Source organism: Pyxidicoccus fallax, from assembly GCF_012933655.1.
In the GTDB taxonomy this organism is placed as follows: domain Bacteria; phylum Myxococcota; class Myxococcia; order Myxococcales; family Myxococcaceae; genus Myxococcus; species Myxococcus fallax.
The window spans coordinates 1-20,197 of sequence record NZ_JABBJJ010000233.1; the positions used below are offsets into that span (position 1 = coordinate 1).

The following is a 20,197-nucleotide window of genomic DNA, read 5'->3' on the forward strand; positions in this document are numbered from 1 at the left end:
ACCCAGGCCCACCCGGACGACGCGGGGGTGGTGTTGCGAGGGGCCGGCTACAACGACCTGGCCCTGTCCGTGGCCATGGTGCCCGCGGACGACCCCACCGCGCGCACGCTGGTGCGCACCGTGCGCGTGGACACCGTGCGCTACCCGGTGGGCGGCATCAAGTCACCCGCCGACGGCATCATCCGCGTGGAACCCGAGCAGTTCATCGACGGCTGCCCCGGCCGCGTGGACGAGCCCCAGACGCCTTGAGAACCACCCCCATGTCCACTCCCGCCCGACTGCTGACGCTCGCGCTCTTCGCCCTCGTCGCCTGTAAATCCGGAGGAGACGACGATACCGACGGGGGCACCAACACGCCCGTCGAGGACCTCTGCAACAGCCGCGAGGAGGCGCTGTCACTGCCCGAGTGCGAGCTGAAGCCCGGCGAGCAGCTGGACCGCTTCCTCGTGCAGACGGGCGAGGTGAAGGCGGGGGACCAGGACTGGTACCGCATCGTGCTGCCGGCGAACGCGAACGCGCGCACGCTGCTGAACGTCAACGGCGCCTACCTGGCGTCCAGCACCGCGGTGAACCTGTCCGTCACCGTGCTGGGGCCGCTGCCCACGGGCGGCGAGGGCGCGCTGGTGAAGAAGGAGGACAAGCACGGCCAGGGCGCGCCGCGTCCGGTGGACATGGTGCTGCCGCTGCGCGACGACCTGGGCGGCAAGACGCTGCTGGTGCTGGTGCAGGATGCGCCGGACGTGCCCAACCGGCCCAACTACGACGCGCGCAGCCCGTACCGGCTGACGGTGCGCATCGAGCAGAACCCGGACACGCAGGAGCCCAACAACACCTACGACACGGCCACGCCGCTGACGCTCTCCGCGAGCAATGGGGTTGAGACGGGCACCGCCACGGGCTACCTGGCCACGGACAACGACGTGGACCACTACACCTTCAGCCTGCAGGCGGGGAAGGTGGCGTACGTGCGCCTCCACGCGCCCGACCAGGACTTCATGCCCAACTGGCGCCTGTCCTACGAGCTGCGACGCCCGGGCTTCTCGGAGAAGGAGGACGAGGGCCAGTCGCCGCCCCAGAGGCGCGGCGCCGAGCTGGCCACCGCGCGCAAGGTGAGGCAGGCGGGCACGTGGATGCTGGTGGTGAAGGGCTACCGCGGCACCAACGACAGGGACACCGCCCAGGGAGACCTGCGCCAGCGCTACGAGGTGGAGGTGCGCGTGCTGGACGAGGAGGACGTGCAGGACCGCACGGGCAATGGCAATGACCGCGTGCAGGACGCCACGGCGCGCGACTTCAACACCGCCACGCCCGGCACCCCGCAGGCGACGACGTCCTTCACCGGCCGCTTGGGCTACCGGCCGGACCGCGACTGGTACTCGGTGCGGCTGCCCGCGTACAACAGCGGCCCGACGGTGCTGCGCTACCGGCTGGTGCCACTGGGCACGGGCGGGCGCTTCCCGGCGCTGCCGGACACGCCGGACCGCATGGTGCAGGTGTTCACCCTGGTGTCCAAGGGGGCCGTCTCCGAGTGGCGCGACAACTGCCTCAACGACGCGAGCGCCTGCCCCAGAGACTTCGGAGAGAACCCGGAGGCGCGCCAGCTGATGGAGGGCTACTGCACCCGCACGGACATCCCGACGCCCATGTGCCTGCACTCGCACCGTGAGGAGGCAGCGGACAACCCGCGCTTCACCAACCTGAGCAACTTCCGCGGCGTGCTGCCGGTGCCGAGGCACGACTCCGCGCTCCTCTACTACTTCCTCGTCCAGGACGAGGGCTCCAACTGGGCGGATGACCGCGACTACCGGCTGGAGGTGAGCTGGGAGACGGAGGACTCGGACGAGGTGACGCGGCAGCAGGCCACCGGCTCGGACCAGCCGGTGCCGACCTCGCTCCAGCCGGGCGATGACTTCCCCTTCCCGGAGATCAACGCCGCGGTGAGTGGCCAGCTGTCCCACGGCCACGGCCGGCTGCGCAGCGGCAATGACCGCGACAATGGCCTGGGCGTGCGCGCGCCCGGGGACTACGACGCGGTGCCCACGGACGTCGACTCGTTCCAGTTCCAACTCCCGCCCCGGGGGGCGCCCGAGGACCTCGCGTGGATGGTGCAGTGGGAGGTGGCGAAGCTGCCGGATGGCGGCACGCCGCACGGCATCGCGCTGGACCTCACCTTCTGCGACGGGGACGTGAGGGACGGCGGGGCCTGCACGCCAGTGACGCGGGGCAGCCGCAACCTGCCGCTGACGCTGGGCTACCGCTCGGACGCGCTGCGCGCCTGGCATACGCCGGCCGGCGCCTCGGTCAACAGCCTCCAGCCGCAGTACATGCTGGAGGAGCGGCCGGGCTCCACCGTCGTCACCCTGGCGCCGTTCGCTTGCGGCTGCCTGGAGCGGCGCTTCGTCCGCGGCGGCACGATGCGCGTGGACGTCTCCGCGTCGGAGCGCACCGACTACGAGCGCGTGGAGTACACGCTGCGCACCGGCTACGCGGACTACCCCACCACCTACACGGCGGACGGCGGAGTCAGCGTGTCCTGCCCGGCGCCGGTGCAGGACGGTGGCACGCCGCTGCCGGACGGTGGGGTGCTCCCCATCTACACCGGGGGCTGCGCCTTCACCCGCCAGCCATGAGCGCGGCGGCGGTACGGCGGGAGCTTCGGCTCCCGCCGCTGGGGCCCGAGGGCCCCGATGCTTCAGGGATTCACGCCCACGCCGTTGAGGGTGATGACCTTCTCCGCCGCGTTGGCCGAGTTGGACTTGATGGTCAGCGTGCCCCGGTACTCCACGTCGTCGGTGGGGCGGAACTCCACCGTGACGAAGGCGCGCTTGTACGTCTCCAGCGGCATCGGAGTGCCGGGGGTGAAGCCATCGGGGAGCACCAGCTTGAACTGCGAGGGGCCGGACAGGGCGATGTCCGTGATTTCCAGCGTGCCCTCGCCGCGGTTCTCCAGGAGGAGCGAGTTGTAGCCCACCTGCCCGACGAAGGTGCCGCTGCCGAACTCGCGATTGAAGGCCATCTCGTCGCGGTCCGTGAAGAGCGAGGGCTCCTTCGGAATCTCCGTCTCGTTCCCACAACCGGCGAGGGCGAAGAAGATGATGGGGAGCCACCGGGTACGCAGTCGCATGGACGTCCACTCCTCGAATTGAGGGTCAGATGATGAAGTCGTTTGTAACAGTGTTTCACCGCAGCGCCCAGAGGGCGGCGGGGTTGCTTCTCGCGATGCTCGCGGTGGGATGTGGCGACTCGCGCGACGACTTCATCGGCCCGCGCGTGAAGGATGCATGCGACGCGGCCTGGCCCGTGTGCAACCGCGTGGCCGGCTGCATCCTCGGCTCGGAGAGCTACGCGGAGGGGCGCTTCCCGGGACGCGGCCAGTTCATCGTGCAGATTCCGGAGGCCTCCACCGTCAAGGTGAGCTTCTACCTGGAAGAGGTGTCCGCGGCGGGCCAGGAGACGGTGGTGCTCTTCCACGAGGAGGGCTGCCGCGCGCGCACGCGCCAGGCGGCGGACGGGCGCGCGGTGCTCGACCAGATGGAGGAGTTCGGCGAGTTCACCCGCGAGGCGGACGTCACCGGCGTGGGCGACCACCTCATCGAGTTCGAGTCCGACATGCAGGCGAAGTACGTGGTGAAGGTGGACGTGACGCCCCTGCGCGTCCGGTAGCGCTCAGCCCTTCAGCGAGCGCACCAGGTGGTGCGCCACGCGGAAGCTGTTGGCGGTGATGGTGAGCGTGGACGGCACGCTGCCGCCGGTGGGCATGAAGCTGCCGTCCACCACGTAGAGGTTGGGCACCTCGTGGGCCCGGCAGTGCTTGTCCAGCACGGACGTCGCCGCGTCGTTGCCGAAGCGGCAGGTGCCGTGCTGGAGGATGGTCGTCTCGCCGCTGGTGCTCACGCGCCGCACGTCGTCCGGATCCAACCGCAGGAGGATTTCCTCGCCGCGCTCCACGAGGAAGCGCGTGGCGGCCAGGTCCATGGGGTGGCGCTCCACGGTGATGGCGGCCACGGGGATGCCGTACTTGTCCTTCACCTCATCGGACACGCTCACGTAGCTGCCGGGCGTGGGGAGGTACTCGGCGTAGACCTCGAACTGGAGGATGCGCGAGTCGCGGTAGTCCCGCATCCTGTCTTTCAGCGCCTTGCCGAAGACGGCCGTCCTGCCGGTGCCCGCCAGCCCCACCGCCGCGTGGATGGGGTTGGGGTGCGTCCACATGAAGCCCAGCGTGCCGCCCTTGCGGAAGCCGAAGCGCGCGTCGGGCAGGAGGTAGAAGTCCTGGACGCTGCGGTTGACGAAGGGCGACGGGTCCTTCAGCCACGGGCGCGCCTCGGCGTGCTTCGACACGCGGAAGGTGGCGTGCGACTCGCCGAAGGAGCTGAAGATGAGGTTCTTCCCCACCAGCCCGCTGCCGTTGGCCAGCCCGCGCGGGAAGCGGCTGGAGGTGGAGTTGAGGAGCAGCCGCGCGCTCTCCACGGCGGTGCAGGACACCACCACCACCTTCGCGGGCTGCTCTTGCGCCACGCCATTCGCGTCGAGGTAGACGACGCTCTTCGCGCGGCCCTGCTTGTCCACCTCCACGGTGCGCGCCATGCAGCCGGGGCGCAGCTCCACGTTGCCGGTGGCGAGCGCGGCGGGGATGAGGCTGGCGTGGGTGCTGCTCTTGGCGCCCATCTCGCAGCCGTAGCTGCCGCACAGTGCGCAGTACGAGCACGGCGCGCGTCCGCGATACGGGCGGCTGAGGATGCCGCGCGCGGTGGGCAGCGAGTGCCAGCCCAGGCCCTTGCAGGCCTTGTCGATTTCACCCGCCACCGGGTGCACGTCCAGCGGCGGCAGCGGATAGGGGCTGGAGCGGGGCTCGGCGAAGGGGTGGGGCACGGCCTCGCCGGACACGCCCAGCTCGGCCTCGGCCCTGTCGTAGAAGGGCGCAAGTTCCTCGTAGGAGATGGGCCAGTCCGCCACGGTGCTGCCGGGAATGGCGCCCAGCGTGGAGCGCAGGCGGAAGTCCACCGGTTTGAGCCGGTAGAAGAAGCCGCTCATGTGCACCGTGCCGCCACCCACGCAGTTGGCCGTCCACGCCGCGGTGGAGCGCTCGTAGCGGCCCTTCGCGCCCTGGCGCACCAGGTGCGGCTCCTCCCACGGCAGCGGCATGAAGAAGTTGCGGCGGCTGTTGAGGATTTCGTCGTGGATGAAGTCCTGGGGGCGGTAGTGGCGCCCCTTCTCCAGCAGCACGACCTTGAAGCCGGCGCGGCCCAGCTCCAGCGCCATGGGCGCGCCGCCCGCGCCGCTGCCGATGATGCAGACGTCGACCTCGGGCAGGCTCACTTGTGGACTCCGCACTCGCGCAGGCACTTCGGGCCGTCATGGCCCTCCGGGGGCGCCATGGCGACGGTGCCAATGGTGTCGAACCCCATGAGACGCCAGCCCACCTTGCCCTTGTTGCCGCCGTAGGACGGGTCCCCGAGGAAGCCCTCCAGCGTCATCACCGTGAGCAGCTCGAAGAAGTGGGCCTCGGCGCTACGGGGCGGGCTGTCCTTGAAGAGGGTGAGCAGCTCGTCCTGCTGTTCGGGGGTGAGGGCGGCGAAGCCCTTCTGGAACATGCGGTTCGCGCGGCGCTCCAGCGCGGCCACGCCGCCGACAAAGTCGTCGCGCACGGGCTCCAGCGCCGGTGTCTGGAGGATGCGGTCGATGTAGACGGGCACGTCCGCGTCGAGCGCGCCCGGGTCCTCGTCCTTGGGGAGGATGCGCTCGGTGGCGGCGGCCACCACGGCGTACTCGAAGGAGGAGAAGGTGCGCAGCGCCTGGCCGCCGGGCGTGGTGCCCAGCGGGCCAGTATCCGTGGGCGGGGCCTTGGGCTTCTCATCGGAGCGCTTGCAGGCGGGGCCGAGCAGCACCACGCCGCCGCCGAGGAAGGTGGCCCGCTGGATGAATGAACGCCGGGACAGGCGACTGCGGGGAGGACGCGCGCGTGACATGGAGCCCGCGAGCCTAGCGCAGCGAGCCGTGCTCCGCGCTGGAGATGAAACCCGCTCGGCTGCTCGCCATGACGGCGCGGTGGCGTAGGATGCGGGGAACGACGTGCAAGCCGACAACGCAAGGAGAGGCACATGAGACGGCACGCCTGGACACTGGGTCTGGCGCTGGCGCTGGGATGCGGCAAGGACAGCCCGACCAACCCGGACGCGGGGCCGAAGCCGGACGAGAACCCGAACCAGAACTCGCCCTTCACCCAGTTGGTGGTGGACGCGGACCCGAGTGAGTTCGACCCGATTTCCTCCATCGCCATGGCCATTGGCCCGGAGAACCGTATCGGCATGGCGTACTTCGTCCGGCTGAACACCGTGACGGAGAACGCGCCCGACTACGAGCTGCGCTACCGCGAGTTCAACGGCGGCTCGCTGAGGCCGGCGGAGGCGGTGGCCAAGGTGCAGCGCGTGTACGGCGTGTCCGTGGCCTTCGGGCCCAATGGTCAGCCCGCGGTGAGCTATCTCGGTGGCCGGCGCGACGGCGGGCCGGACGACTCGACGTTCTGGTACCAGAGCGACATGGCGGTGTCGTACCGGAACGCCAACGGCACGTGGACCGAGCGCATCGCGGTGACGATGTCCAACCAGGCGGTGGCGGGCAACATCGTGAGCGACGGTGGCTGGCTGGTGGGGCTCAACTCCTCCATGGTCTTCGCCGGCAACCAGGCGCTGGTCGTCTACCGGGATGGGCACCGGGGTCAATCCCCGCAGCAGGACTGGGCCGGGAGCGACCTGGAGCTGGCGTCGGGCGGCCCCACGGCGTGGCAGCACCGCGTGCTGGCACCGGGCGGGAACGACAAGCAGGGTTGGGGCGCGCACGCCTCCATCATCATGGCGGGCAACCAGCCCGCGGTGGTCCATGACACGGCGGAGCTGGGCGCGCAGGCCACCGGCGTGGACGTCGTCTTCCAGCGCCGCAACGCGGACGGCGCCACCTGGACGCCGCCGGTACGGGTGCAGAGCGTTCCCAACACGCAGCTCGGCGCCTCCATGGCGTACGACGCCACGGTGGGCTTCGGCATCGCGGTGCTGAACCGGAACAACAACGCGCTCACGTTCATCGAGTGCGACGAGAGTTCGGGGACGAAGTGCGCGGCGGTAGGGGACTGGACCACGCCGGACCCGGTGTTCAACAGCGGCACGGGCGGCTGGTACCCGTCGCTGGCGTTCGACCCGCGCACCCATGAGCCGTCCATCGCGTACTACAACTGCGCGCTGGAGTCGGGCCGCAACGAGACGTCCTGCAACACGGGGGACGACGAGCTGGTGGTGTCCACGCGCATCGGCGGCATCTGGCGCGAGACGCTGGTGGACGCGGGCGGCGGCTGGTCCCCGAAGCTGGCCTACCTGTCCGACGGCAAGCGCGTCGTCCTGTACCGGGCGCCGGTGGTGGCGACGGACAAGGGCACTCTGAAGCTCGCGGTGGAGAAATGAGCCGGGCGGTCCGGGCACTGGCGGCAGCGGGGCTGGCGGCGCTGACCTTCGGCGCGGGCCTGACGGCGTGCGGACTGTCGGACAACGAGCTGGCCGGCAGCGTGTCGGAGCTCTTCCCGCTGGGGGACATCTCCCGCGTGGAGGTGCTGCGCAACGCCGAGGCGCTGCAGGTGAGCTACTACCGGAACAACGCGCTGGACGTGGACCTGGTGGCGCGGCTCACGGTGGCCACCGAGGGGCTGGAGCTGCGGCCCGGCGCGAAGGTGAACCTCGCGGGCCTGACGCCGTCGGGACAGGCGCGGGCCTCGGTGGTGCACCTGAACGCGGGTGAGCCGGCGCGCGTGTTCGCTCCGGTGGAGAAGGGCGACCTGGAGCTGGAGGAGGGTGGCAGCCCGGGCGAGGCGACGCGCGGGAACTTCTCCATGTCCTTCAAGAAGGGCGAGGGCTACGGCGCCGGCCGCAACCTGGAGGGCACCTTCAAGGCCACGGCGCTGGACGCGAGCTTCGGTCCGGAGCCGGGAGAGATGCTGGACGCGGGCGTTCCGGCTCCGTAGCGCGGGACGGCTGTCACCGCTCGGGGAGGGCCGTGGGCTCTCGCAGTCCCGAGCGGAACAGCCAGAAGAAGAAGCCGATGATGGCCAGGGAGCCGGCCCACAGGATTCCCCAGCCGATGGAGTCCGCCGCGCCCTGGAAGGTGTCGTCGGCCATGGCGGCGGCGAGCCCGAGCAGCCACAGGCTCCCCGCGGTCAGCCCCAGGCCTCCGATGAAGAGCTTCATCCACGAGCCCGCCGTGCGCCGTGGGGCCTCGGGACGGAGGTGGCGCGGTGGAGCCTCCCAGCGCTCCGAGTTCACGAGCACGGCGCTCGCGGTGGCGACCTGGATGCCGGAGGGGCCTTGCATCACCAGCGCCTCCCGGGCCACGAGGACGTCGTTGGAGACGAGGGCGGGCGCGGCCATGTGGGCGAGCTGCTCGGACTGGAGCAGGCGGTAGAGCTTGCGGCCCCACTGCACCTCGATGAGGAGCACGCCGAAGGCGAGCACGGCGTACCCGGTGTTGGTCATCAGGAAGGTGTCGTAGGCGCCGTGGAGCAGGGTGGCCCAGCCGAGCCCGGCGGCGAGCAGGCCGAAGCGCTGCTGGGGCGCGGCGAGCTTCGCGCGGCCGACGAAGGCGCCCATCACCACGCCCGTGAAGGCATGACCGGGCACGGCGGTGAGGGCGCGGAGGACGGCCACCTCGAAGCCGTGCTCGCCGACGTAGAGGATGTTCTCCAGCGTGGCGAAGCCGAGCGAGGCGGTGGCGCCGTACACCACGCCGTCGAGCGGCTCGTCGAAGGCGGGCTTGCGCCAGACGTAGCCGTAGAGGACGAGGAACTTGAAGAGCTCCTCGGGAATGGCGGCGCCGAGGAAGGCGCGCACCAGCGCGGAGCCCCAGACGCCGTCGGCGAAGGGCTCGCCGAGCGACTGGAGCGCCATGGCCGTGGGGACGACGGGGGCGCAGATGACGGCGCCGAGGAGGAAGGTGCGCAGCAGCAGGCCGTGCGGCTCGGGGCGCTTGTCGCGCGCGTAGACGTACCAGAAGAGCAACAGCGACGGGACGACCGCCGAACCCCCGAGCAGCAGCACGGACATGGCCGCGTACGGTAGCAGGGGGCAGGGGACCGACGGGATGGGTCGGACGGGCCACCCGGGCCACGAAGCGCTCCTGCCTCTTCGGCCGGAGCGCTCCGCGGTCGTGCGATGCTTACGGGGTCACGCAGGCGAGGCCCTGGGACAGGGTGGTCTGCGCCATGGCGTGCTGGGTGAGGGCCACGGCACCGCCCTCCTCGTAGACGCGGCGGGCGAGGGCGACGGCCTCGCTCGAGTGGACGGTGAGGGTGGAGCCGGAGGCGTCCGTCACGGAGACGGCGCCGTCGGTGGCCTCCTGGGCCTGGAGGAGCATCGCGCCGGCGTCGTCACGGACGACCATGCCGTTGTCGAGCGGCTCGAAGTAGCGAACGAGGGTCTCCTGGCCCTCGCGCTGCAGCTCCATGCGCATGACGCCGCTCGCCTCGCGGGAGAGCTTGAGCGTGTCGGTGGGGGAGAGCTTGACGATGCGGGTGTTGTTGTCGACGCCGTCGGCGCTCGACACGGGGTTGCTGCCGGTCCAGAACTCGATGCTGTTGATGACGAGGGCATCGACGAGCGTGCCGATGCCGTAGACGGGCACGATGACCATCAGCAGGAACACCAGCCACTGGACGAACTTGTTGCCAGAGACGTTCTTGTTGAAGTTCCAGATGGCCTGCGTGAGCTTGAACTGGCCGAAGCACCCCGTCGCATGGACGGAGAAGAAAGCGGCGCACGCCACGGCGAGCCAGGGGGACGGACGCTTCATGGGGGAACACCCTCCTTGGGGGGTTGGCTGGACTGCGAGTGCGGCGCCACGATGCCATGGCGTCCGCGCATGTCACGGCTTCTTCGTGGCTGCGTCCGCTGTTCGGCAGTTCCGTGTGATTCGTGGAGGAGGGCTGGAATGAGCTCGGGTGCCGTCTTCGTGCTGCTCGGTGTGCTGATGGCCGTGCCGGACGCGGGCGTTCCGGTGGAGCCGCCCCCCGCGACGCTGGCGTGTCTGGCGAAGTGGTACCCGGTGCTGAGCCCGGTGCGCCTGGATTCAGGCTGGGGCTTCGGGCTGCCGGATGGGAGCACGTACCCGTTCGATGACGGGCGCGAGAAGTCCTTCGCGCAGAAGCTGGAGGCGCCGGACCTGGAGGACACGCTGTCCATTCCGTATCGCACGGGGCCGATAGCGCCGGTGACTCGGGAGGACGAGGACCCCGGGCGCATCCGCTTCGACCCGCTCTTCCATGCGGCCTACGGCGCGTCCGCGAAGAAGGTGGACGTGGTGCCCATCCGCTTCCTGGGGCAGGAACTGAACGTGCACCGCAAGGTGGCGCCCGCGTTCCAGCGCGTGGCCGCGAGGCTGGAGGCGCTGCTCGCGAAGGATGCGTCGCTGAAGCCGTTCCTGACGAACCTGGGGGGCACGTTCAACTGGCGGAAGATCGCCAACACGAACCGGCAGAGCGCGCACTCCTACGGCGTGTCCATCGACCTCAACGTCGCGCGCTCACACTACTGGGAGTGGCAAAAGCCGAAGCAGCCGGTGCGCTGGCGCAACAGCGTGCCCCAGTCCGTCGTGGACGCCTTCGAGGCCGAAGGCTTCATCTGGGGCGGCCGCTGGTACCACTACGACACGATGCACTTCGAGTACCGGCCGGAGCTGTTGGACCCGGCGTGCGCGGTGCGCTGAAGGCTCAGTCCCCCTCGCTCTGCACCAGCCCGTACTTGTGGAGCAGCGAGTAGAGGTGCTTGCGGTCCAGCTCGGCCTCGCGGGCGGCGCGGGCGATGTTGCCCTTGGCGCGGCCCAGGAGCCGGGTGAGGTACTCGCGCTCGAAGGCGCGAATCAGCTCGTCCTTGCAGACCTTGAACGGGCCGGTGAACTCCACGGGCAGGAAGTCGCCCGCGGCGGCGGGGGCCTCGCGGGTGAACTCGCGCAGCAGCGTGTCCCCGGCCAGCTCCGGGATGTCCACCATGTGCCGCGCGCGCTCCAGCGCGTTGCGCAGCTCGCGCACGTTGCCCGGCCACGTGTGCCCGGTGAACTGCTCGCGAATCTTCTCCGGCAGCCGCCCCCACAGGCCCTCGCCCGCGAAGGCATCCACCAGCAGCGGGATGTCCTCCTTGCGGTCTCTCAGCGCCGGCAGGCTGAACGTGAAGACGGAGAGCCGGAAGTACAGGTCCTCGCGGAACCGTCCCGCCTGCGTCTCCGCCCACAGGTCCTTCTTGCTCGCCACCACGATGCGCGCGTCGAAGGAGATGGGCGACGACGAGCCCAGCCGGCGAAACTCGCGGTCCTCGATGGCGCGCAGCAGCTTGGGCTGGAGGTCCATCGCGAGGTCGTCGATTTCATCCAGGAACAGGGTGCCGCCGTTGGCCCGCTCCAGGCACCCGATGCGCTGCCCCACCGCCCCGGTGAAGGCGCCCTTCTCGTGACCGAACAGCTCGCTCTCGATGAGCGAATCGGACACGCTCGCGCAGTCGAACACCACCAGCGGCCCCGGCGCGCGCGGGCTCAGCTTGTGGATGGCCTTCGCGGCCGCGCCCTTGCCCGAGCCCGTCTCGCCCACCAGCAACACCGTGGAGTCGGTGGGGGCAATCCGCTGGAGCAGCGCGAAGATCTGCCGCATGGGCAGGCTGCGCCCCACGAGGTCGCCCAGCCGGTCCTCCGCGGTGGGCTCCACCTGGACGGGAGACATCTGCGGGCTGAAGCGCAGGCGCACATCGCCCACCTCCAGCAGCGCGCCGGGACGCAGGTACGCCTCGCGCACCTGGGCGCCGTCCAGGAAGGTGCCGTTGGTGGAGCCCAGGTCCTGCACCAGGAAGCGGTCGCCCTGGCGGCGCACCACCAGGTGGTTGCGGCTCACCGTGGGGTGGTCGATGACGACGTCGTTGTCCGGCGCCTTCCCCACACTGAGCGCCTCGTTGGCCAGCGGGAAGACGGTGCCGGCCCGCTCGGTGTCGAGCAGCACGAGATGGAACTGCTGCGCGGAGAGCCGCTCTCCCTGCGCCCGGGCGCCGACGACGGTGTGGGAGGGAATGGGAACTGGCGGAAGGGCGGACATGACGGCGGGGGATTCTAGACGGCTTCACGTCGCATGGTGACTTCCTGTGTCCCTGCAACGGCCCCCGGGCAGGCAGCCGAGCCTCTTCTGGGGGGTTGACGCGCGGCACGAACCGCCCTCCGCCTCCCGCCGTCCCGGCCGGTGCCGCACGCCGTCACGCGGGGCGCTGGCGCGTTGTCACCGTTCGGGCCGACGGGCCGGGCACACACGGGACGGTCTCCATACACCGGGCGGCTGTCCACCTGCGCGGGCGCCGCTTCGAGCAACCGTGCTCGGATTCCTTGCCCGGCGTCGTCACGTCCGACGATGATCCGAACCACGAATCCACCACCGTGAGCTCGACGTCATGGAAGGACGCCTCATCCTTCCGGACTGCATCCCCGACCAGAGCACCGGCACCTGCCTCTAGTGAGTGTGAATGGCTCATCAACCCGACGCCATCGTTCCGGACAATGCCACGCACCTGAAGCGGGTCCGCCAGCTGGGCGCGCGGCGGATTCCCTTCATCTCGGGACAGCAGCTCGGCTTCGCGCCCGGGAGCCACCTGCTGGTCGCGAAGGACAAGGCGGGGGCCCGGCTGTGCTGGTGGGACCTCGCGGGGGAGTCCGACGCTCCCCGGTGCACCGTGGAGATGCCGCTCGAGCCCGCTCCGGCCGCCCTGGCGGCGGGCGGGGACCTCGTCGTCGGGGCGGGCATCCCGGACCCGGAGGCCCCGGAGCCCTGGCGGCAGCGGCTCGTGGGGCTGTCCGCGCGAGACGGCGCGTTCCAGCTCCAGGCGCCCCTGTCCCAGCCCATTTCCGCGCTCTGCGCCTCCAGGGATGGCTCCCTGCTGGCGCTGCTGGGCGGCGGCAGGGCCCTGCTGTGGGACGTGAAGACCTGGCGCGTGGCGCACGCGCTGGAGGGCATGGGGCCGGACTTCTCGTCCGACGCCTGTGTCTTCTCCCCCGACGGCCGGCTCGTGGCGGCGGCCGTCTCGTCCTCCGAGACGCTCCAGGGCAGCGTCTGGCTCTGGGACACGGCCACGGGCGCCAGGCTGGGACAGCTGCCCATCGATACGCCCTTCGCCTGGAGCGTCGCCTTCCATCCCACGCGGCCCCTGCTCGTCGTGGGCGGAAACATGGATGAAGTCGTCGTGGTGGACGTGGAGTCGCGCCGCGTCGCGCGGACGCTTCCGGGCTTCGGCGCCGGAGCGTGCAACCTGGACTTCAGCCCGGATGGCGCGCTGCTCGTGGCCTCGCGTGACGGCCGCGGCTTCGGCGTCCACCGCTCCGACACGGGCGAGCTGCTGTTCCGCGCCGGGGATGACAACGAATCGCAGACGAGCGACGCGCTCTTCTCTCCGGATGGCCGCTGGATTGCCTGGGGCCAGGGAGACGGCACCGTGGGACTCTGGAGCGTGGTTCCCTGAGAGTCCCGCCGGCGGAAACCCGGCGGAGGCGCGCGGTGCGCCTCCGCCGGTCCTGCTGTCACGGGTCCAGGTCGACGTGAGAGGCATCCGCCCAGATCTGCTCCAGCATGGCGGCCTCGCTGGTGTTCAGGTCCCGGGCGGTGGCGCCCTTGGACTTGGCGGTCATGGCCTCGCGGAACCACCGGTTGAAGCCCGCGCGGGCCTCCTTCTGGCCCTGGGGCACCAGCACGTTGGAGTCCGTCACCTTGCAGGCGATGTCCGCGTCATCCCACTTGCCGGGAGTGTGCGCCACCTCCTTCTTGAGGTGCGGCCGGGGACGGCCTGGGGTGCCGTTGGGGGCGATTCGGATGATGGAGCCGTCCGCGTGCGTCCAGACCTCCTGTGCGGGGTCGGGTGAATGCTTGATGAAGCCCTTCTGGGAGAGCAGCAGCTGGACCTCCTCCAGAATCATGCCCTTCATCGACGGCAGGCTGCGCACCGTTCCCCCGAGGTTCTTCACGAAGAGGGTGTCACGGACCTTCGTGTTCCAGATGGGGAGGTAGATGTCCAGACCGGTGACCTTCACGAGCGCGCCGCCGCCCACCCTGGGCGCGAAGTCCGTGATGAACTTGTCGCCGTAGGTGTCCGCCAGGTGCTTGATCTGCGTCCCCGTGAGGTCATCCAGGTGGGACAGCGCGCTTTCCCCCAGCCGTGCGCGGAGCAGCTTGGCCTCGGCGGCCCCCAGGTCCAGCACCAGGTTGTCGAGAACCTTGCCAGCGCGCCCGAGGACGGGCGCCATGGCCGCGACGCCATGCCAGAAGGCCCCGCTCCCGATGACGACGCCCAGGGCCGAGGCGATGCGCTCCTCGGGGGACAGCTCCTCTCCGCCCGGCAGGCAGAACTTCCTGCCGGTGACGGCCTCGCAGAGGTCGAGGACATCGCCCACCGGGGTGAACCCCACGGCGAAGCGCGTGACTTCGACGGCCGCGGTGGCGACGGACTGGGTCAGCCGGGTGAGCTCGGACAGGGCGCTCATGTCCACGCTGAAGATGGCGGCGGCCGCGCCGTGGAGCAGGCCATTGATGGTGTCCAGCAGCAGCCGCTCCTCTGGCGTCATGTTCGCATCCCAGCCCGCCAGGGCGTCCTTGAGGGCGGTCGCGGCCTGGGGCGTGCGGGCCATGAGCACCGTGTCCAGCCGGTTGCGCATGTCCAGGGGGATGGGGCTGTCCAGGAACCAGCCGGACTCGTCCATGAAGTTGAGCACGTAGGAGGCAACGCTCTGCCGCGCGTTGAGGAACGCGGCCCACTCCTCGGTCGACACCGCGGCACGGGCCTCCAGCGAGCGCCGCATCGCGTCCACGTTGGTGCGCCAGCTGCGCACCGTGCTCAGGAAGCCCAGCCGGTCCGTCGCGGTGCCGGTGCCCATCTGCTGTTCCAGGCGGGTCATCACCTGCTGCGCGAAGGCCGCGTACGGGTCGTTGTTCGGGTCGAAGTCGTCGTTGGGGACGACCTCCGGGACGGTGACGTCCGGCACGTCGTCCAGGCCATCGCCCGTCTCGAAGCTGTCGGGGGAGCCCAGGTCGTGACCCGCCTGCGCCACCGCGGCCTCGACGAGCGAGACGGCTTCGTCCACATGCAGGCCCAGCTCGGTGGTGATGCGGGCAATCTCGGCCCGGAGCTGCTCCACGTTCTTCTTGAGGTCGTCCACCAGCGCGACCAGCGCCCGGCGCGTGCTGCTCGGGACGTCCGGGTAGCGCCTCAGCAGCGCATCCAGCTCCGCCGCGGTCAGCTGGTCGAAGCCCTTCTGGAGCAGGGCGTCCAGCTCGGCCTCCAGGCTGTCGAGCCGCGCCAGCTTCGCGGACAGGTCGGCGATGGAGTTCGCGTTGCCGATGAGCTTGTTCCGGTCCTCGGAGAGGGTGCGCTCCAGCTCCGCGATGCGGTCCGCCAGCCCCGGGTTCAGCTCACGCAGGGCGAAGCTGACGTTCGTCCGTCCGGTGTACGAGGTGCCCTCGCGGTTGACGTGGAACAGGGGCATCGGCGGCTGCCCGGGCCGCCTCAGCTTCACGAGCTCCGTCGTATAGGTGTTCGAGTCTCCGCCCTGGGTGCTGACACCGAAGAAGAAGGAGTTGTTGCCCGGACGCAGCAGGACGGAGTCGAACGGCGCCAGGAAGGCGTTGTAGCGGTCCCCGTTCCGCGCCACCGCGTACGCATTGGGAATGGTGTAGGTGGGCAGGGGGACGACGTTGATCTCGAACATGGGCAGCCCCTCGCGCACGAGCATGGCGCTGTTGTTGCTGCCCCGGGAGCCGACGTACGAGACGGTCTCCCAGAAGATTTCATAGCGCTCCGCCCGGGCGGGGAGCGCGCCCAGGAGGGTGAGGAGGAGGGCCAGGGAGAAGCGTCGCATCCAGGAGTTCCAGGCGCGGAGGTGGGTTTCTGGCAGGCAGGTCATGTCGGGCCTCACAGTCCGTCAGAGACATTCAGCGCCGCGTCGTGCGCGACCGCGGCGGCCTTGAGCTGGCCAGCGGCCAGCTTCGCCTCCACATCCGTGAGCAGCGCCGCCGGGACGCCTCCCGCCGAGCGCATCATCGACACGTTGAGCCGCAGCGTGCCGGGCAGGGTGGACGTCATCCACGTGCGCACGCGCGAGAAGTCGCGGCGCATCGCGACGCACCCGGCCTCCCGCCACGAGCGCGCTCCGTCCTGCGGCGGCGCGCAGGCGGGCTCGAATTGCAGGTACGACTCCATCTGGTCGTACTTCGCCGACAGGAAGGACAGCTTCAGCCGGGTGCTCTTGGGCGCCACCTGCCACAGCTGGGTGCTGCGGGCGGTGACGTCATCCAGGAAGCGCTGTGAGGCGGTGAGGAACGCGGCGTCCGCCAGGGCCTGACGCGTGGCCTCGTTCGCCTCCAGCCCGATGAGCGCGTCCCGGCGCTGCTTCATGCCCTCCAGCAGCCGGTCCACCGCGGAGAGCACCTTGCGCCGGCGCGAGTCGCAATAGCCCTCGATGCCGCCGAGCATCTGTAGCTCTCCGCGGACCAGGTCGCCCATGTGCAGCCCGCGCTGCGCGATGAACTCCTGGAGCGGCTCCAGCTGCTCCAGGTACTCCTCCTGGAGCAGGGCCAACCGGGTGCGCAGCCGCATCGCCTCCAGGACGAGCTCGCTGGCCTCACCGCTCTCCTGCTGGGCCAGGGCCACCGCGTCGAGCTGGACCGTCACCAGTCCCTGCAGGTTCGCGGCGGAGCCCTGGGTGGCCAGCGCGTGGAGCTCGGCGGTGGTGGCGCTCTCGGTCCCCTTGTACGTGCGGAACCGGTCCGCCAGCGCCACCACCTCGGGGCCGAGGGCCTCCAGGCCGGCGCGCGCGCTGGCGACCACGTCCTCCAGGCGCGTCATGCCGGCCTTGACGTCGGCGGCCTCCAGCACGACTGGCTCGCTGTACTCGCTGGCCTTCTGCTTCACCACCGTCTCCGCGTTGCGGACGATGGTGTTCACGCGGTCCGTCGCCGCGGCGATGGCGCGCTCCTGGTCCCTGATGTAGCTCTTGTTCTCGTTCGAGTGGGCTCGAAGGCTCTCCAGCAGGGCCTCGGCGCTCTTGTTGGTGTTCTTCAAGAAGTCGGTGGCCTGCTGCTGGGCATCCTGCCACGCCTGCAGCTCATGGGCGGGGGCCCCATCTTGAGGCGGTGTCGCCCACAGCTTGATGACCTGGTACAGGCACGTGAGGTCCGAGCCGCAGGTGTTCGCCAGCCGGTTGGCGATCCGCTCATAGGCGGCCTGGGGCCCCTGGGAGGCCGGCGCGCACTCGAGGATGTTCGGTATGAAGGCGCAGAACTGGGGCGTGTACGCCGCGCGCTGCTCTTGCGACTGCACGGGAGGCGCCTCCGGTGGCGGCGCGGAGGACTGCCCGCAGCCGGTCACCAGGAGCGCCAGGGCGGCTCCGAGGCCCTTGCGATGACGATGGGGGTTCATGGGGGTTCTCTCGTTGGGGGAGTGGGTGACGGCTACTGGAGCCACGGGGCCAGCTGCGCCTGCGCGAGGAGCTTCTTGTTCTTGAGCCGGGTGACCTCGGTCACGGCGTCCTCGTAGAGCTGCTCGTAGTCGGGCGGGTTCTCGGTCTGCCGGTCGATGATGGCGTTCAGCCGCGAGAGGATTTCGGCCGCGTTCGGGCCGAGGTGGTCCTCCAGGGTCATGACGGTGCCATCCGGCCGCTGCCAGTCCTCGGGCTTGCCGAGCACCCAGAGGCCGCCGTGCAGCCGCAGCAGGGCGAGCCGCTCCTCGAAGGACAGGTCGGCGCAGTTGAGAATCATCGACTCCAGGGCGGGGCCGGATTCGAGCGCCGCCGCGCGCAGCTCCTGCATGGTCTCGTTGGACAGCTCCACACGGAACCGGTCCGCGAGGCTGTGCATGAAGGAATAGGCCTTCTGGTAGAGCATGAGCTCCTCCATGCGGGCCGCGTGGTTCTCCGCGGCGGTGATGGCGGAGTCGATCTGCGCGATGAGGGCGTGCGCCTCGGCCGCGGAGGAGACGTCCACCTCGTTCCAGCGCACCTCCAGCTTGATGAGGCAGCTGCCGTCCAGCACGGCCGAGGGGGTCCAGGTGGAGTTGTCGCTGAGGGTGAACGTGCCGACCGGCGCGCCGCCCGGGCCGCGCAGCTGCACCTCCGTGCCGCGCAGGTAGGGAATGACGACGGGAGCCGCGCCGGGGGCTTCGGCCTTGGCCTCCAGGGGATACTGGGTGGAACAGTTGCCGGACACCACGGAGCGCAGCGCGGTCCGCAGGGGCACCGCGGTCTCCGCGGTGGGTGTGCTCAGCGTCAGCGGGTTGATGCGACAGTTCAACAACCGGTTGAAGCGGAGCTCACATCGGGTGGGGGAGATGAGGTCGATGACGTCCGCGGCTCGAGCTTCTGGCGCCAGCAACAGGGCACACGTCGCCCCCGCGAGGGCGATTCGCATCTTCATGACTGCTCCTTGTGGGTGTTCTTCTGCGTGCAGTGCTGGACCGGGCCCGCGCCCGGGACGCGCTGGATGCGCGGGACGGCCCACATCGGTGGGCTTCCCTTCACGCGTCGCGTGGAGGGAAGCCCCGAGAAGGCATCGATTGGGTTCGCGGCGGCGCCGGCCTCAGTCGCCTGGCCCGGCGTCCACGGCTCCCTTTTGGAAGCAGGAGCGCAATGCCAGCCACTCCATCACAGGCAGTAGCCGGGAGGACGGGACTGGTCGGGGATGCAGTCGGGCAGGATGAGCCGTGCGTCGACGATGTCCGCCGAAATCCGGTAGTTCTCCCAGATGTAGTTCTCATCGGAGACGCGCAGCGGCGGCAGGGTGTTGGCGCGCAGCTCCACCCGGACCGGGGTATAGGGCTGAACGAGGGACTCCACCTCGTACAGCTCATAGTCGAGCCCGGAAGAGTAGGCGGAGGCGGGAATCACCTTCGTGGCGATGTCACGCCAGACGTTGTCGGTCCCCAGGGACTGAAGCGCGAGGGTCGCGGACATGGCGACGTGCGGCAGGTTGCCCGAGTAGGGCCGCCCCGACAGCAGCATCATCTTGACCTGGCCGCGCACATACTTGGGCTGGCTGTGACTCAGGAACCCGGGCACCTGCAGGAAGACATGGCCCGAAATGGTGGACAACAAGGGCTTGGTGAAGAGCGACTGGCCCCAGAGAGCCGGGTCCGAGGGGCAGTGGAGCACCGACTCTCCCCAGCCACTCAGGTAGCGGCCATCCGGCCACTTCCATTGCTGCATCCGGCAGCCATTGTGGCCGTCATAGCGGCACGCCACCGTGGGTGACAGGTCGAACCAGTAGGTCGAGGGAGGTGGCGCGGTGGGCGCCTCGCAGGGCACCGCGTTCTCTCTTATCCACGTGGACCAGAAGTCCTGGGGGTTCTGCGCGGTGCAGGTGGTGCTGATGGGACGGTCCACCCAACTGCACATGTTGAGGGAGACCTCCTGGACGTATTGCGAGCTCAAGGCGTCGAAGCCCAGGGAGGGAAGGGCGGAGCTCCGCGCGGACGCGGCTTCCGAGGCTCCCGCGCTCAACGGCGTGAGCCCCATCACCATGAACAGGAATGAGAGGGAAAAAATCGAGGATGATTGAACGAGCGGCATGGATTTCTCTGGAGGGTGTCTCTTCGAACGCTGGCCGGCCCCAGCAGAAAAACGTCCTCCCGGGCGCGCGCCGGAAATGGATTCCGCCGCCGCCGGGTGATTCGGCATTCCTTGTACTGACCGGTGCTTCCCCTGAGCTCCAGGAGTCAGGGGGACCTGCGCCTACTCTCCTCGAATGGCTGACTTCGGCGCGGATGCTTCAAGCGGCCATACCCATGCGCCAGCTTGCCATTGATTGTCTAGTGGGGTTTTGGCTGGAAAAATCAATCGGTAGTGGATGTGCTGTTGAACGATGGTTTGCAGGTGCTCTTCAAATGCAATACGGCTCGCGGCGATAAAACGGGTTGTCGCGCATTGCATGGGAGCACGTCGCCCATGTCGGGCAATGCCGCGCGGACTACGCCTGGATGCGGCGATGGCGTCTGGGAAAGGGGCCTGTGAGGAAGGGGCCGGCGCCCGCCCGACAACACGCCTGGCGTGGCCGGAGGGGAGGGGACCTGCTAGGACGCCCGCACCATGCGCACCCGCTCCCTGCTGCTGCTCCTGGCCACCTCCTGCGCCACGGTCCCCGAAGCCTCGAAGCCCCCTGCCG

General features: G+C 69.8%; 16 protein-coding genes and 1 pseudogene. 7 read left to right on the forward strand and 10 right to left on the reverse strand.

Translation table 11 applies throughout. The features are described from left to right. Together HG543_RS36135 and HG543_RS36140 are read left to right on the forward strand one after the other, a co-directional pair. Nucleotides 1-249: pseudogene (locus HG543_RS36135) on the forward strand (vWA domain-containing protein); the annotation flags it as partial. Nucleotides 250-260: 11 nt separating this feature from the next. Continuing rightward, a complete protein-coding gene (locus tag HG543_RS36140; RefSeq protein WP_171818074.1) occupies nucleotides 261-2,630 on the forward strand; it encodes a hypothetical protein in 2,370 nt (789 codons plus the stop codon). Nucleotides 2,631-2,692: 62 nt separating this feature from the next. Here the strand turns inward: HG543_RS36140 and HG543_RS36145 are convergent, their stop codons facing one another. Further along, nucleotides 2,693-3,124, reverse strand: a complete 432-nt coding sequence (locus HG543_RS36145; RefSeq protein WP_169349472.1) for a hypothetical protein — start codon at nucleotides 3,122-3,124, stop codon at nucleotides 2,693-2,695. 83 nt (nucleotides 3,125-3,207) lie between these two features. On the opposite strand from HG543_RS36145, the gene HG543_RS36150 reads away from it, so the two are divergent. After that, complete coding sequence (locus HG543_RS36150) at nucleotides 3,208-3,663, forward strand: hypothetical protein (RefSeq protein ID WP_246357544.1); 456 nt, start codon at nucleotides 3,208-3,210, stop codon at nucleotides 3,661-3,663. Nucleotides 3,664-3,666: 3 nt separating this feature from the next. Here HG543_RS36150 and HG543_RS36155 read toward each other — a convergent pair whose 3' ends face one another. After that, on the reverse strand, nucleotides 3,667-5,319 hold the full coding sequence (locus HG543_RS36155) for a GMC oxidoreductase (RefSeq protein ID WP_169349473.1): 1,653 nt from the start codon (nucleotides 5,317-5,319) through the stop codon (nucleotides 3,667-3,669). Then, a complete protein-coding gene (locus HG543_RS36160) occupies nucleotides 5,316-5,969 on the reverse strand; it encodes a gluconate 2-dehydrogenase subunit 3 family protein (RefSeq protein ID WP_169349474.1) in 654 nt (217 codons plus the stop codon). The genes HG543_RS36155 and HG543_RS36160 overlap by 4 nt, the downstream gene beginning before the upstream one ends. Nucleotides 5,970-6,101: 132 nt before the next feature. Here HG543_RS36160 and HG543_RS36165 point away from each other — a divergent pair, with 132 nt between their 5' ends. Both HG543_RS36165 and HG543_RS36170 read left to right on the forward strand, forming a co-directional pair. Beyond that, nucleotides 6,102-7,454, forward strand: coding sequence for a hypothetical protein (locus tag HG543_RS36165; RefSeq protein ID WP_169349475.1), 1,353 nt, complete (start codon nucleotides 6,102-6,104; stop codon nucleotides 7,452-7,454). Further along, on the forward strand, nucleotides 7,451-8,008 hold the full coding sequence (locus HG543_RS36170) for a hypothetical protein (protein ID WP_169349476.1): 558 nt from the start codon (nucleotides 7,451-7,453) through the stop codon (nucleotides 8,006-8,008). The genes HG543_RS36165 and HG543_RS36170 overlap by 4 nt, the downstream gene beginning before the upstream one ends. Before the next feature lie 13 nt (nucleotides 8,009-8,021). Here the strand turns inward: HG543_RS36170 and HG543_RS36175 are convergent, their stop codons facing one another. Both HG543_RS36175 and HG543_RS36180 read right to left on the reverse strand, forming a co-directional pair. Beyond that, nucleotides 8,022-9,083: a PrsW family intramembrane metalloprotease gene (locus HG543_RS36175; protein WP_169349477.1), complete on the reverse strand. Its 1,062-nt coding sequence runs from the start codon at nucleotides 9,081-9,083 to the stop codon at nucleotides 8,022-8,024. A gap of 112 nt (nucleotides 9,084-9,195) precedes the next feature. Continuing rightward, nucleotides 9,196-9,828, reverse strand: a complete 633-nt coding sequence (locus HG543_RS36180; protein WP_169349478.1) for a DUF3332 domain-containing protein — start codon at nucleotides 9,826-9,828, stop codon at nucleotides 9,196-9,198. 138 nt (nucleotides 9,829-9,966) lie between these two features. Between HG543_RS36180 and HG543_RS36185 the strand changes: the two genes are divergently transcribed. Next, nucleotides 9,967-10,740, forward strand: coding sequence for a M15 family metallopeptidase (locus HG543_RS36185; RefSeq protein ID WP_169349479.1), 774 nt, complete (start codon nucleotides 9,967-9,969; stop codon nucleotides 10,738-10,740). A 4-nt stretch (nucleotides 10,741-10,744) separates the two neighbouring features. Here the strand turns inward: HG543_RS36185 and HG543_RS36190 are convergent, their stop codons facing one another. Continuing rightward, nucleotides 10,745-12,109, reverse strand: coding sequence for a sigma 54-interacting transcriptional regulator (locus HG543_RS36190; RefSeq protein ID WP_169349480.1), 1,365 nt, complete (start codon nucleotides 12,107-12,109; stop codon nucleotides 10,745-10,747). 418 nt (nucleotides 12,110-12,527) lie between these two features. Between HG543_RS36190 and HG543_RS36195 the strand changes: the two genes are divergently transcribed. After that, on the forward strand, nucleotides 12,528-13,517 hold the full coding sequence (locus HG543_RS36195) for a WD40 repeat domain-containing protein (protein ID WP_169349481.1): 990 nt from the start codon (nucleotides 12,528-12,530) through the stop codon (nucleotides 13,515-13,517). Nucleotides 13,518-13,575: 58 nt separating this feature from the next. On the opposite strand, the gene HG543_RS36200 is transcribed toward HG543_RS36195, so the two are convergent. The 4 genes from HG543_RS36200 to HG543_RS36215 form a co-directional block, all read right to left on the reverse strand. Continuing rightward, nucleotides 13,576-15,903, reverse strand: a complete 2,328-nt coding sequence (locus tag HG543_RS36200) for a hypothetical protein (protein WP_246357545.1) — start codon at nucleotides 15,901-15,903, stop codon at nucleotides 13,576-13,578. Nucleotides 15,904-15,956: 53 nt separating this feature from the next. Next, on the reverse strand, nucleotides 15,957-17,462 hold the full coding sequence (locus HG543_RS36205) for a hypothetical protein (RefSeq protein ID WP_169349483.1): 1,506 nt from the start codon (nucleotides 17,460-17,462) through the stop codon (nucleotides 15,957-15,959). A gap of 32 nt (nucleotides 17,463-17,494) precedes the next feature. Then, nucleotides 17,495-18,454, reverse strand: a complete 960-nt coding sequence (locus tag HG543_RS36210) for a hypothetical protein (RefSeq protein WP_169349484.1) — start codon at nucleotides 18,452-18,454, stop codon at nucleotides 17,495-17,497. Nucleotides 18,455-18,681: 227 nt separating this feature from the next. Beyond that, the gene (locus HG543_RS36215; protein WP_169349485.1) at nucleotides 18,682-19,431 is read right to left on the reverse strand and encodes a hypothetical protein; all 750 of its coding nucleotides are present in this window, start codon (nucleotides 19,429-19,431) and stop codon (nucleotides 18,682-18,684) included. Nucleotides 19,432-20,197: the final 766 nt, after the last annotated feature.